Consider the following 12,366-nt stretch of genomic DNA (forward strand, 5'->3'; position numbering starts at 1 on the left):
CCGCCCGCAGGGAGGTATCCGAAGCCTTGGCTTCCGAAGTCCTGGCCCCCGAAGTCCTGGTCCCCGACGGCTGGCGCCCCTCGCGACGACGGCTCACCGAAGCGCTGCGCGCCGCGCTCGCCCCCGTCGTCGCCTGTCTCGTCGTCCTCGGTGGCCTGGTCGTCTGGACCGACTCCGGGGCGGCGGGAGGTCCCGTGCGGATCGAGGTGACCTCCGCCCGCATGCTCCTGCCGTACGGGAACGGCCGGGAGTCCGCCGTGTACTTCCGGATCACCAACTCGGGCCGCACGGACGACCAGTTGACGGGCGTCACCTCCGACGCCGTCGACGGGGCGATGCTCGCCCGCAACACGAGAACCGACGGCAACGCCGGATACATGCGCCACCTGGACTCCGTCACCGTCCCGGCGGGCCGCACCCTCGCCATGTCACCGCAGGGCGTGGACGTGATGGTGACGGTGCGCGAGGCGGTGCGCGTGGGGGACGTCGTGCCGTTCGTCCTGCACTTCCGGCAGAGCGGACGGGTGGAGGCTTCGGCGGTCGTGGTGGAGGCCGGAAGCGGCTGAACACACGCCCGGGAAGCCGGCAGGAGGTGACCTGCCCGGCCCGGGTCGAATTCGGCGGGAACCCCACACCTCCCCCTTCCGACTCCTCTCGGAGAACCGACGGGGAGGTGTGTGGGGTGGACGGCGACAGCCAGAGTGGCAAAGGCAGCCAGAGCGACCAGGACAGCCGGAATGGCCAAGCCAGCCAGGGCGGCCAAGGGAGTCAGGGGTGCGACGGCGGCCGGGGCGGGCTGGATCTGCGGATGCGGGCGGTGAGCTGCCGGCACGGCCGGGTGGAGGCCGTGCGGGCGGTGGATCTGGACATCGACGCGGGGCAGCGGGTGGCGCTGACCGGTACCAACGGCTCGGGCAAGACCACGCTGCTACGTGCCGTGCTCGGGCTGCACCGCGGGGCCGACGGCCGGATCCTGGTGGGCGGCCGGGGGACCGACAGCGCGGCGCAGTGGGCGTGGCGGCGGCGTGTGTGCGCGTGGATTCCGCAGAAGCCCGCCGTCGGGCGGTTTCCGCTGCTCGCCCGTGAACTCCTCGCCAGCAGCGGGGCGTTGGGCGAAGCCGCCGATGCCGCGCGCACACTCGGCGTGGGGCCGCTGACCGGTCGTCCGCTGCACACCTTGTCCGGCGGGCAGTTGCAGCGCATGTACCTGGCCCGGGCGGTCGGCTGTGTCGCGGCCGGGGCGGGGGTGCTGCTCGCCGACGAGCCCACCGCCGCACTCGACTTCGCCGGGCAGGAGGAGGCCGCCGACCTGCTGCTGTCCCTCAAGGTGACGGTGGTGGTCGTCACGCACGACCGGGCGCTGGCCGACCGCAGTGACCGCGTCCTGGAGATGGCCGCCGGACGGCTGCGGGAGGTCCGGTGAACACGGCTGGGGGAGACCCGCTGAACGGGGTCGCCGGAGCTCCGGTGCACCTCGCCACCGCCGACCTCGGGCAGCTCCTCCAGCTCCTGCCGGTCCAACGCGCGGGCGCCGCACTGCTGTTGGCCTCGGTCGCCCTGCCCGTGATCGGGGTGGTGATCGTCGGACTCGACATCATGCCGGTGCGGTTCGCGATGATGCACGTCGCGCTGCTCGGTGTCGCCGTCGCCCTGCTCACCGGGCTCGATCCGCTGCTGTGCGCCCTGCTCGCCTGCGCGCTCGCGGGTGCCGGAGTCGCGCCCCTCGCCCGTACGCCGGACGGACTCTCCGGCGCGATGGGACTGCTGATGAGCCTGGCGATCGCGGCCGCGCTCCTGGTCCTGTCGGTGTCCGGGGTCAACGCGCAGGGCGCCTTCGCCCTGTTGTGGGGCTCGATCCTGTCGGTGGGCACGGCGGAACTGTGGCTGCTCGGCGCGCTCGCCGTCGTCGTACCCGCCCTGTTCGTGTGGCGCCGCCGGGACCTCGCGCTCCTCCTCCACGACCGTGAACTCGCCCTGATCTGCGGGGTGCACGTCGAACGGCTCACGCTGCTGCTGCTCGTTCTGGTCGCGGTGTCCGTCGCCGGGGCCCTCAAGCTCACCGGCGCCCTGCTCGTCGACGCGCTGACGCTGCTCCCCGCGCTCGCCGCACGGCGTCTGGGTACCTCCCTCACCTCCATCACCGCCTGGGCGGTCGGCTTCGGCATCGTCGTGAACCTGACCGGGTTCCTCGTCGCGCTGAAGCTCGACTGGCCGCCGGGGCCGGTACTCGTCCTGACGGCCGGAGTCCTCGTACTCCTCGTCCATCTCATCCCCGAACGGAGAATCACCTCATGGCGCGCACCCGCGTCCGCACCCGAACCCGTACCCGCGTCCGAGGCCGCGGCTCCCTCCCCGTCACCTCTACCGCCCTCGTACTGAGCCTGAGCGCCCTGCTGGCGCTGACCGCCACCGCCTGCGGATCCGACCAGGACGATGACGGCGCCGACGGCAAGGGCGGAAAGGACGGAAAGGGCAAGGGCGGCCCCACTGTCGTGGCCACAACCACGTGGGAGGGGGCCCTCGCCAAGGCCGCCGGCGCCCGGGACGTGAAGGTCATCGTCCCCTCCTCCGCCCAGCACGCCCCGGACTACGAGCCCAAGCCCTCCGACCTCGCCGCGGTCGCCGGAGCCGACTTCGTGCTGTACGCGCCCTTCGAGCCGTACGCCGAGCAGATCAAGGAAGCGGCCGGCTCCGACGCGAAGCTGGTTCAGGTCGGGCTCGACAATGACGCGAACAAGACCAGGGCCGAAGTGACCCGGCTGGGACGCGAGTTCGGTACCGAGGACGCCGCCGCGAAGTGGAACACCTCCTTCGCCGGTACGTACGCCGCACTGCAGAAGGACCTCAAGTCCGCCTGGCCGGACGGCAAGCCCCCGGCCGTCGTCGCCCAGGTCTTCTCCACCTGGTCGGCGAAGATGGCGGGCGCGGACCTGCGTGGCCGGTACGGGCCCGGCTCCGTGACCGCCGGACAGCTCGCCGAACTGTCCGCGAAGAAGCCCGTACTCGTCCTGGACAACGCGCACATGACGACCGGCGAGGTGTTGCCCGACACGGACGCGCGACAGGTCGAGATCGTCAACTACCCGGACAAGAACCTGGACTTGGTGGCGGTGTACCGCGACGCCGCGAAGACGATCAAGGACGCGATGGCTTCGTCCTGAGCCGTACGACGGGCCAAGGCGCGGGCCGTTCCGAGGCTCGGGCCGTTCGGCGCGGGTCGTTCGGCGCGAGCCGTTCCGACGCGATGTCGGGCGGCCCGCGCCTCGTACCGTTCTCAGACGGCCTGCGCGAGGGACTTCGACGAGCCCGAGTCCGGTCCGGTCTCCGAATCCGGTCCGGTCTCCGAGCCCTGCCCCGAATCCAGCTGCGCCTTCTGCGCCAGAACCCGCTCCCGCAGCGCGACCCGGTCCGGCTTGCCCGCCGGAGTGAGGGGCAACTCCTCGATCACCAGCAGGTGTTCGGGGTGCTTGTGCCGGTGAAGGCCGCGTTCGGTGAGGTGCGTGCCGAGGGCGTCCAGGGCGAGTGCCTCGCCGCGGGGTACGACGCAGGCCGCGAGGCGCTCGCCCATCAGGAGGTCGGGAACCCCCACGCACACCACGTCCCGTACCTGGGGATGGGCCGCGAGTTCGAGCTCCACCTCGGCGGGGCTGATGTTGGTGCCGCCACGGATGACCACGTCCTTGAGGCGGCCGACGACCCGCAGCCTGCCGTCCTCCCCGACGACGCCGAGGTCGCCGGTGCGTACCCAGCCGTCCCCCGTGCGGTAGCGGGCGTCGAGTTCGGGAGCGGCGACGTAGCAGAGCGGGGACATCGGGCCGCGGGCCACGATCTCGCCCACCGAACCGGTCGGCGCCTCCCGCAGGTCGGGCCTGCCCGGGACGGCGATACGGATGTCGGCGACGGCCGGGTCCGGGATGCCCGCGAGCACGCCGGGACCCGCACCGCGCAGGGGCTCGTCGCCCAGTCCCGTATGGCAGTTGACGCCGTCGGCCGAGCCGTAGAGGTTCACCACGGGGCAGCCGAAGACCTGCCGGGCCTCCTCGGCGGTGGCCTCGTCGAGCGGTGAGCCGCCGACGACCAGGGCCGTCGGGGGAGTGAACGCCGGACGGTCGCCCGCTGTCTCCGCGACCCGGTCGAGCATCATCCGGATCATGGTCGGCACGCCCAGGACGTGGGTGGGCTCGTGTGCGGCCAGCGCGTCCAGGGCGGTCTCGGGCGTGAAGTGGTCGAGCAGGACGAGGGTCCCGCCGTGCCGGGCGAGGGCGACGGCGGTGCCGTTGCTGCCGAACGCGGAGGCCAGCGGCACCAGGAACAGACAGCGCGGCGGCTGCCCTTCGGGCATCAGCGAGGCCAGGAAGTTGCCGCGCCCACCCGCCAGCGCGTTGTGCGAGTACGCCACCATCTCCGGCTCCGCCTCGGAGCCGGAGGAGACGAGGATGCGGGCCGCCGAGTCGGGGTGGGGGCGGGCCGGTACGAAGGTGGCCGGGTCGCTGCGCAGCAGCGCGGAGAGGGAGAGCGTGCCCTGGGGAGGGTTCGGTCCGGCGGCCACCACCGTGCGCAGATGCGGGAGTTCACCGGTGAGTGCCCGCAGTTCGGCCGCGTGCGGGATGCCTCGGTGTTCGACGGCGGCGATCACGGCGACCGCCTCCGACCTGCGCAGCAGGGAGGCCGCCTCGCGCACTGCGCGCCCGGCCGGGAAGGGCAGCGCGACGGCGCCGAGCGCGGCGAGTGCCAGATCGGCGATGACGGCGTCGCGCCCACCGGGCAGTTGGACGCCGACCACGTCCCCGGCGCGTATGCCGGTCTCCGCGAGACCGGCGGCCAGACATCGCGCCTTGCGGTCGAGGGCCGCGTAACAGAGCTTCCCCTTGGCGTCGATCAGCGCGGTGCGGTGCGGGTCGGCGATCCGGCGGGCCCGGTACAGGCTGTAGACGTCCAGGTCCGGGCAGGTGCCGTCGACCGCCCAGGCCCGGCGCAGCGCGGTGGGCAGCAGGTCGTGCAGGTCCACGGTCACAGGAAGCTCCAGGGGTCGGGGACGGCGGGGGCGCCGTGCGCGTCGCGGGTGATCGGGCCGGAGGTGAGCAGCTCGCGGAGGTCGGCGAGGACGGGGACGGCCGTCAGACCGTGGTCGCGGAGGTGCTCCAGGGCTTGAGATGTGGGGAGTTGGGCGATCTCGGGTGCGTGGGGTCTGGTCGTGGACCTCTTGTCCGCGGAGGGTGCGCCCGTGGGCGTTCCCGCCGGGGAGGTTCCGTCTCCGGGTGCCGCCGTCCCGGTCCCGGTTGTGGACGTGGGCGTGGGCGTGACCCGGTCCGAGTCGCGATCGGCGACGGCGAGCCACCCGTCGGCGGTGCGCAGGGGGCGGCGGAAGGCGGCCGGCCGGCGTGGCGGGAGTTGCCGTGCGGCACGTGCGCGGGCGGGGGCGGTGAGCAGGTCGGCGGCGCCGAGGAGGGCCGATTCGACGCGGATGCCACGGCCCGTGCGCTCGCGCAGCAGCAGCCCCGCGAGAACGGCCTCGGCGCCGAGCAGTCCGCCGAGTACGTCGAGCAGGGTCATCAGGGACGGCGCGGGCGACTCGTCGGACGGCCGTACGGCCTCGCCCACACCGGTACGGGCCTGCACCATGAAGTCCGTGCCCATCGGCGCGCCGGGCAGCCGGTCCGCCCAGCCGCTGGTGTACGCGTACACCAGGCCCGGGTTGACCCGCGCGAAGTCCGCGTGGTCAAGGCCGAGTTGGCCTGCCTTGCCGGGTGCCCAGTTGTGCAGGAACACGTCCGCGTCGGCGGCCATCGCGCGCAACCGGTCCCGCTCGGCCGGGGACTTGATGTCCACCTCCACGGCCTTTTTGCCCCGGTTCAGCGCTAGCCAGCGTGCCGAGACACCCGAACAGGCGGGCGGCATCCCGCGCAGGGGGTCGCCGCCCGGCGGCTCGATCCGGACCACCTCCGCGCCGAGCAGCCCCAGCAGGTGCGCGGCGAGCGGTGCCTGAATGCGCCGCCCGGCCTCCAGGACGGTGAACCCGGCCAGCGGCAGGTCACCGGGGGGAGGTGGCGTGCGCGGGGTGTACCCGGTGCTGTGCGCGCGCAGCGACCAGGGCGCCGCGCCGTCGTACTCGGCGGCCCGCTCGGCGAGCGAACGCAGTCGGCACACCTCGGCGCCGGACGCGTCGGCCGCCTGCCGGATCCGTTCCCAGGTGTGTGCGCGCGAGGTGGCGTGCAGTACCGGCGGGAAGGGCGCGCAGGCCGTGGCGTACCGGAACTGGAAGGGGCGCCAGCCCCGGCGGATCGGTTCCTCGGGGGCGTCGAGCGCACGCCAGAACGCCGCCCAGGCTCCCGGGTCCAGGGTCTCCAGCTCGAAGACGACCCCGTCAGCCGAGGTGAACGGCGGTCCACCCGGGGCGAGTTCGGCGGCCTCGCCCTCCTCGGCACCCGCTGCGGCGAGGTACTGCGAGACCGTCAGCAGGGCGGCCCGTTCGGCGTCCACCTCGACGCGCGGCGCCCGCCCGCCCCGCGCCTGCGCGAGCAGGGCAGCGAGCACGCCCTGGACGGCGAGGACGCCGGTGGCGGCGGCAGCGTAGTCGACGGCGAGGCCGCGCGGGGCACCGTCACGCCGTCCGTGCACCGCCATGACGCCGGTGACCGCCTGCGCCGTGGCCTCGTCCGATGCGGTGGCGCCCCAGCCGGTGCGCAGCAGGACATCGAACGGCACGTCCGCGCGGTCGGTCCCGGCGAGGGCGAACAGGCCGCCGGAGCCTTCACCCCTGCCGCCGCCCCTGCCTTCGCCCGTCCCTTCGGTCCCTTCGCCTGCTCCTTCGCCTGTCCCGTCGTCCGTCGCGGCGCCGAGTAGCCGCAGATGCTCTCGTACGAGGTCGTCCGCCGGACCCGGCGGGCCCGAGCGGTGCGACCGGAGACCATCGAGTGGCCCGGCCGTCCGCGCGACGGCCGGTGTGGCTGGAGTTGCCATCCCTCTTCCTTTCCTGACGCGCGGGAACCCGGAGGCGGTCGCCTCCGACCTGTTCCACGGAAGAGGCAGTCGGATGGCGGACGGCCGGGGTTCCAGGACTCCGGCCGGGAAGTCACGAGAGTTCGAGAAAGTTCAAGAAAGTTCAGGACAGTTCGGGTAGTTGGGTCATTGGGCCCTTGGGCTTCGCGAGTACGCGAGTACGCGAGGCTGGGATGTCGGGAGAGGACGAGAAGGTGGACGTGCTCGGGGGCGAGCCCCAATGTCCGCAGGACGTAGTCGAGTTGAGGGAGCGCGTCGCCACCTTCGTGCGCGACCGGGTCATGCCGTGCGAGCCCGTTCTGGACGCGGGCGGGCCCGAGGGCGCCGACACCCTGCGGCGGTTGCAGGGGGAGGCCAGGGACGCCGGGCTGTGGGGGCTTCCGCTGCCCGTCGAGGTCGGCGGGCAGGGGCTGCCACTGCGGTCGTACGCCCATGTCGCCGAGGCGGAGGGCGCCAGCGACCACGGCCCGGCGGCCCTCGGCTCGGCGCCACTGCTCGACGTGCTGATGCTGTGGCGGCACGCGAGCCCCGCCGTACGCGACCGCTGCGTGCGCCCGCTGGCCGCCGGGGACCTACGGGCCTGCTACGCGATGACCGAACCCGGAACCCCCGGCACCGACCCCTTCCTGACCGCCACCCGGGCCGTTGAACAGGCCGACAGCTCCTGGGAGTTGACCGGCAGGAAGTGGTTCACCAGTGGCGCGGCCGACGCCGACCTCGTCACGGTCCTGGCCCGTACCGACTCTCTGCCGCCCGACCGCGAGGGCCTGTCCCTGCTCCTGGTGCCGACCTGCGCACCGGGTTTCCGCGTGGTGCGGGAACTGCCGGTGCTCGGCGCGGGCGGTCAGTGGGAGATCGAGCTGGACGGGGTCGTGGTCGGCGGGGACCATCTCGTCGGCGAGCGCGGCAAGGCGCTGGCCGTCGCGGGCGAACGGCTCCAACTCGGCCGTACGCTGCGGTGTTTGCGCTGGCTCGGGCAGGCGCGGCGGGCCTTCGACCTGATGCGCGACCGCGCCGTGCGACGGACCGGGTCCCGTGGCGCGCTCGCCGATCTCCAGCTCGTCCAGAGCCATGTCTTCGAGTCGCTGCTCGCCCTGCGCACCACCCGCCCCCTCGTCCACGAGGCGGTGGCCCGGCTGGCCGAAGGACGTGACGCCCATGTGGAGGTGGGCCTCGCCAAGGTCGCCGCGGCCCGGACCCTGCAACAGGTCGCCGACGCGGCGATCCAGGTGCACGGCGCCGAGGGCCTCGGTCCGGACACGGCCCTGCCCGCCCTGTTCCGCACGGGCCGCGCGGCCCGGATCCTCGACGGCCCGGACGAACTGCACATCGGATCCGTCGCGCGGAGGGTGCTTCGGGATCAGTAGCTGGACTAATCCTCAATTAGCCTGAATGCGCCGGTTGTTCGGGCCGTTCGGGCTTTCTGGGTTTGTTCGGGCTGGGCGGCAGGTCGGACGTCGCCGGTCCCGCCGCCAAGGCCGCCGCCAAGAGCGGCCCCCGGATCCTCGACGGTTCGTCCCTACTTGCCACCGCCCCAGGATCGCCAGGCGATCACGAAGACTGTGCCGACCCCGATGGCAAAGATGATCCACACGGCAGCGCTCATGACACCCTCTCCAGGACAGGTCGCATCGACCACGGGTACATGGCTCCCGCCTGCCCGGTACGCGAGAACCTACCCCTCGCCCGGGCCGACGAGGCCGGTGAGCAGGGCCAGGGCGTACGCGAGGAAGAAGTCGCCCCAGATCAGCTCGTGTTGTGTCGCCGTGCCCGAGGCGTGGTCGTAACAGCCGTTCAGTAGCCGGCCGTCGTCCTGGAGGTGGGCGTGGACCAGTTCGTGCAGGAAGGCGAGTGCGTGGTCGCGGTGCCCGAGCCCCAGCAGGGCCGTCGCGGTGATGGCGGCGGCCGAGGTGTCGAGCGGGCCCGTGGGGTGGGCCTTGTCGGCGAGGGGGATGTGCGCCATCGGGCTGGAGGGCGAAGGCGAAGGGGAAGGGGATGAGGGCGCGGGGTCCTGCAACTCGCCAGCTGTATAAGCAAGTTGGGCGGTGTCGGTGCCGAGTCCCGGGGCGCCCAGGTCGGGGATGCCGAGTCGGCAGAGATCGAGTCGGTTGAGGTCGACGGTGTGCGAGCCGAGATGCCGTACCCCCTCGGACGCCGCGAGAAGGAGCCAGGCCGGGCCTCTGCTCCAGCCGGGTGGAGGCTCGGCGCACGGGGACCAGCTCCCGGACTCCCACCGGTGGGACCAGTGCAACGCGCGCTGGTCCTGGGTGAGTTCGACGTGGCGGCGCAGGTGGGACTCGGCCGCCCGCGCGTCGGTGGTGGCGAGCAGCGGGACCATGCCGGGTACGCCGTCCACCCGGGCCATGAGGCGCGGGCCGCCGAACTCGCCGCCCCAGGGGACGAGTTCGAGGTCCGCGTCGTAGGAGGCACGGCAGGCCTGTGCCGCGCGGGCTCGCAGGGCGGCGGACTCGGAGGTGTCGGCGAACAGGGTGCCGTACCAGAAGATGAGGCCGCGGGTGGCGGTGTCGGCGTGCACCCAGTGCGCGAGCCGGCCGGTGCACCGTACGGCTGCCGCGTGGTCGGCCCCGTTTCCGGTGTGCCGGGCGCGCAGCCACAGCAGCCCGGCCCAGAAGCCTCCCGTCCACGAGCCCCGGCCGGTGGTCTTCCACCGTCCGTCGACCGGATCCGCGAACAGCGGGAAACGGTCGCCGACTTGAGCCCGGGTCGCGGCCACCCGGTCGAGTACGGCGTCGAGTGCGCGGGCGACCCAGCGGGGGAGCGGATCGACGTCGGCTGCCACGGGTACACCTGCCCCCGTGCCGTCCGGGCGGCCCTCCGCCGTACTCGCCGTATCGTCCGTGCGGCCCTCCGCCGTACCCGCCGTACCGTCCGCCTCCCGCGTGCTCACCCCGATCGCCTCCCCGCCGTACCGTCCGCTCTCCCCGTGCTCATCCCGCCCGCCTCCCCGCCGCCCCGTCCGCCGCACGGCGGTCCCGTACCGCCCAGGTCAGCGCCACCAGTGCGGCGCCGGTGAACTCGGCGGCGACCAGGAGCCAGCCCGTCGCGTACCGGCCGTCCTGGGCCAGGAGACCGAACAGGGGCGGGCCCGTCGCGAAGCCCGCGAAGAAGCCGGCCGAGACCAGGGCCGAGTCCTGACCGGCCCGGCCGGGGGCCGCGCGTTGCAGCACGAGGACCATGGAGACGGCGTTCGCGGCCACCGCGAACACGCCCACCGCGACCGCCGCGACCCAGACCAGTGCATGTATGTACGTGGCCGCGCCGAGGAGCAGCGCCGCCGCGACCGCGCCCACGGCGAGGCCGCCGGGCAGCCACACCGCACGTCCGGGGCGCCCCGCGAGCCTGGACCAGCCCACCCGTCCGGCGACGCCCGCGACACCGAGCACGGCCACCAGGATGCCCGCCGTCGTGGGCCCAAGTCCCAGGCGCCGTACGCCGAACAGGGCCAGGTAGGTGTTCACCGAGGCGATGCCGCTGCCGAGCAGCAGGGAGAACAGAGCGAGCCAGGCGATCGTTCCACGGGGGACCCAGGCGGCGGGCACCTTCTTCGGCGGCGGGTCGGCGGGCAGGCCCCGGGCCGCCCACAGGGCCGCCGGGAGGGCGGCCGCCGCTGCCGTCCAGACGGCGCCCCGCCAGCCGATCGCTCCCGCCAGCGTGGCGAGGGGCAGCCCGGCCGCGAACGCGCCCAACTGCACCCCGGACTGCTTCATGCCGGTCACCGACCCGCGGCGCTCGGCGGGTACGGCCGCCAGGATCGCCTTGTTCGTGGCCGGGTTCGCGAGTGCCTGCGGCAGACCGCCCAGGGCGACCGCCGCGAGCAGCGGCCCGGCGCCCGGAGCCGCGCCGATCAGCGCCAGCGCCGCCCCCGACACCAGCAACAGCCCGACCAGACACCGGCGCGGACCCACCCGGTCCACCACGCGCCCGCCGAGCGGCGAGAGTACGGCGGCGGCCCCGAAGCCGACCGTCGTCGTCAGCCCGAGGACGGTCGGCGAGACGTCCAGGTCGTCCACGAGCCGTGGCCCCAGGGCGCCGAGCAGGAACAGCTGGAGCATGGAGAAGGCCATGGCGCAGGTCAGCAGCGCGGTGGTCGCGCCGGTCGCGGTACCGGTTCCGTCGCGTTCGGCCACCCTCGATATCCCTCCCCCTCGGCTCCGGGCTCTGCCACTTGTCTTCGTGTCTGTTCGTCTTCGTGTCTGTCTGTCTTTCGTGTCCGTCGCCGGTTTCGCCCGCGCGGCGGATCTCTCCGGCTTTCGGAAGGAGTCGGGCGCCGATCGGCCCTGGTTCCCGGCGAGTTGTATGGCCCGGATCACTGTGCGCGCCGCCGGGAAAGTGCCCCCGCGTTTTCCGCACCGGGGGGTGCCCGGCGAGTGACGAATGCGAGGATGAGCCCCGCCATGACAGCAGGTTGGTGTTCGCGCACGACAAGGGCCGCCGTGTTCGCGGCCCTGTGTGTGCTGCTCGCCTCCCTGGGCCACGTCATGATGTCGGGGACCCCGGTGCCCTGGTGGGCCATGGCGGCGGGCGCGTTGGCGACCGGCGGCACGGCCTGGGCCCTGGCGGGCCGGGAACGCGGACCGCTGGCGGTCGTCTCCCTCACCGTGGCCGCCCAGGTGGCACTGCACGCGGCGTTCTCGTTCGCCCAGGTGTTCGTGCACCCCGTGTCCGGCGGGTCGTTGGGCACCAGGTGGCTGGAGCACATGCTGTGCGGCGCGGTGCCCGGAACGGGAGCCGCCACCCCGCACGTGACACCGGGCGGCGGCCACGCGGCACACACCATGGAGCACGCGGCACACACCATGAACCACGCGTCGCACGGCATGGACCACGGCGCACACGCCATGCCGGGCATGCCGATGCCGGATGCGCCGGGCATGGCCGGGGCGGGCGACCTGCACGGCATGTCCCCGACCGGCATGCTCCTGGCCCACCTGCTCGCCGCCCTGGTGTGCGGCCTGTGGCTCGCGCACGGCGAACGGGCGGCCTTCCGTATTCTCCGGGCCGCCGGCAACCGGCTCTTCGCGCCGCTGCGTCTGCTGCTGCGCCCGCCGGCTCCCGCGCACAAACCCCGTGTACGGCGCCGCCGTTCGGGCGTCGAGCGGTGGCAGCGCGGGCGCCTGCTCATCCACACCATCACTTCTCGGGGTCCACCCGTGGGGACCGCTGTCGCCTGACGACAGCCGGTTTCCCGAGGCAGCTCACGGAGCCGTCGGCTCCCGCCTCGGGCATCGGCCGCGCCCCTCGCGCGCGGTCGTACCTCCACACCCACACCGGTCCCGCCGTGCTGCCCACTGCCCGCGGTTCGCTGTCCACGCGCACGCGTGCAGGCCGGCTCGTACCCATGCATGC

At 73.6% G+C, this 12,366-nt stretch carries 10 protein-coding genes; 6 read left to right on the forward strand and 4 right to left on the reverse strand.

Annotated elements, in window-relative coordinates:
• Positions 1–26: 26 nt before the first annotated feature.
• The 4 genes from HUT18_RS18540 to HUT18_RS18555 all read left to right on the forward strand — a co-directional run bounded on the left by HUT18_RS18540 (position 27) and on the right by HUT18_RS18555 (position 3,161).
• Positions 27–566: a copper chaperone PCu(A)C gene (locus tag HUT18_RS18540; protein ID WP_254878685.1), complete on the forward strand. Its 540-nt coding sequence runs from the start codon at positions 27–29 to the stop codon at positions 564–566.
• A gap of 242 nt (positions 567–808) precedes the next feature.
• Complete coding sequence (locus HUT18_RS18545; RefSeq protein ID WP_176104624.1) at positions 809–1,423, forward strand: metal ABC transporter ATP-binding protein; 615 nt, start codon at positions 809–811, stop codon at positions 1,421–1,423.
• 44 nt (positions 1,424–1,467) lie between these two features.
• Positions 1,468–2,379: a metal ABC transporter permease gene (locus HUT18_RS18550; protein WP_176104625.1), complete on the forward strand. Its 912-nt coding sequence runs from the start codon at positions 1,468–1,470 to the stop codon at positions 2,377–2,379.
• A complete protein-coding gene (locus HUT18_RS18555) occupies positions 2,292–3,161 on the forward strand; it encodes a metal ABC transporter substrate-binding protein (protein ID WP_254878686.1) in 870 nt (289 codons plus the stop codon). Before HUT18_RS18550 ends, HUT18_RS18555 begins: the two co-directional genes overlap by 88 nt.
• A gap of 113 nt (positions 3,162–3,274) precedes the next feature.
• Here HUT18_RS18555 and HUT18_RS18560 read toward each other — a convergent pair whose 3' ends face one another.
• Positions 3,275–5,014 carry a class I adenylate-forming enzyme family protein gene (locus HUT18_RS18560; RefSeq protein ID WP_176101746.1) on the reverse strand — a complete coding sequence of 580 codons (1,740 nt, stop codon included), beginning with the start codon at positions 5,012–5,014 and terminating at the stop codon, positions 3,275–3,277.
• On the reverse strand, positions 5,011–6,960 hold the full coding sequence (locus HUT18_RS18565) for a CoA transferase (protein WP_176101747.1): 1,950 nt from the start codon (positions 6,958–6,960) through the stop codon (positions 5,011–5,013). Before HUT18_RS18565 ends, HUT18_RS18560 begins: the two co-directional genes overlap by 4 nt.
• Before the next feature lie 212 nt (positions 6,961–7,172).
• On the opposite strand from HUT18_RS18565, the gene HUT18_RS18570 reads away from it, so the two are divergent.
• A complete protein-coding gene (locus tag HUT18_RS18570) occupies positions 7,173–8,366 on the forward strand; it encodes an acyl-CoA dehydrogenase family protein (protein WP_176101748.1) in 1,194 nt (397 codons plus the stop codon).
• 308 nt (positions 8,367–8,674) lie between these two features.
• Here the strand turns inward: HUT18_RS18570 and HUT18_RS18575 are convergent, their stop codons facing one another.
• Both HUT18_RS18575 and HUT18_RS18580 read right to left on the reverse strand, forming a co-directional pair.
• Complete coding sequence (locus HUT18_RS18575; protein ID WP_176101749.1) at positions 8,675–9,799, reverse strand: sugar ABC transporter permease; 1,125 nt, start codon at positions 9,797–9,799, stop codon at positions 8,675–8,677.
• 148 nt (positions 9,800–9,947) lie between these two features.
• Positions 9,948–11,147 carry an MFS transporter gene (locus HUT18_RS18580; protein WP_368661536.1) on the reverse strand — a complete coding sequence of 400 codons (1,200 nt, stop codon included), beginning with the start codon at positions 11,145–11,147 and terminating at the stop codon, positions 9,948–9,950.
• Between the two features lie 267 nt (positions 11,148–11,414).
• Here HUT18_RS18580 and HUT18_RS18585 point away from each other — a divergent pair, with 267 nt between their 5' ends.
• A complete protein-coding gene (locus HUT18_RS18585; protein ID WP_176101750.1) occupies positions 11,415–12,191 on the forward strand; it encodes a hypothetical protein in 777 nt (258 codons plus the stop codon).
• Positions 12,192–12,366 lie beyond the last annotated feature (175 nt).

It is taken from the genome of Streptomyces sp. NA04227 (assembly GCF_013364195.1).
GTDB lineage: Bacteria > Actinomycetota > Actinomycetes > Streptomycetales > Streptomycetaceae > Streptomyces.

Bases quoted from the DNA above. Each gene is read 5' to 3' on its own strand.
- HUT18_RS18545 (WP_176104624.1), top strand. From the start codon at position 809: ATGCGGGCGGTGAGCTGCCGGCACGGCCGGGTGGAGGCCGTGCGGGCG.
- HUT18_RS18555 (WP_254878686.1), top strand. From the start codon at position 2,292: ATGGCGCGCACCCGCGTCCGCACCCGAACCCGTACCCGCGTCCGAGGC.
- HUT18_RS18570 (WP_176101748.1), top strand. From the start codon at position 7,173: ATGTCGGGAGAGGACGAGAAGGTGGACGTGCTCGGGGGCGAGCCCCAA.
- HUT18_RS18585 (WP_176101750.1), top strand. From the start codon at position 11,415: ATGACAGCAGGTTGGTGTTCGCGCACGACAAGGGCCGCCGTGTTCGCG.
- HUT18_RS18565 (WP_176101747.1), bottom strand. From the start codon at position 6,960: ATGGCAACTCCAGCCACACCGGCCGTCGCGCGGACGGCCGGGCCACTC.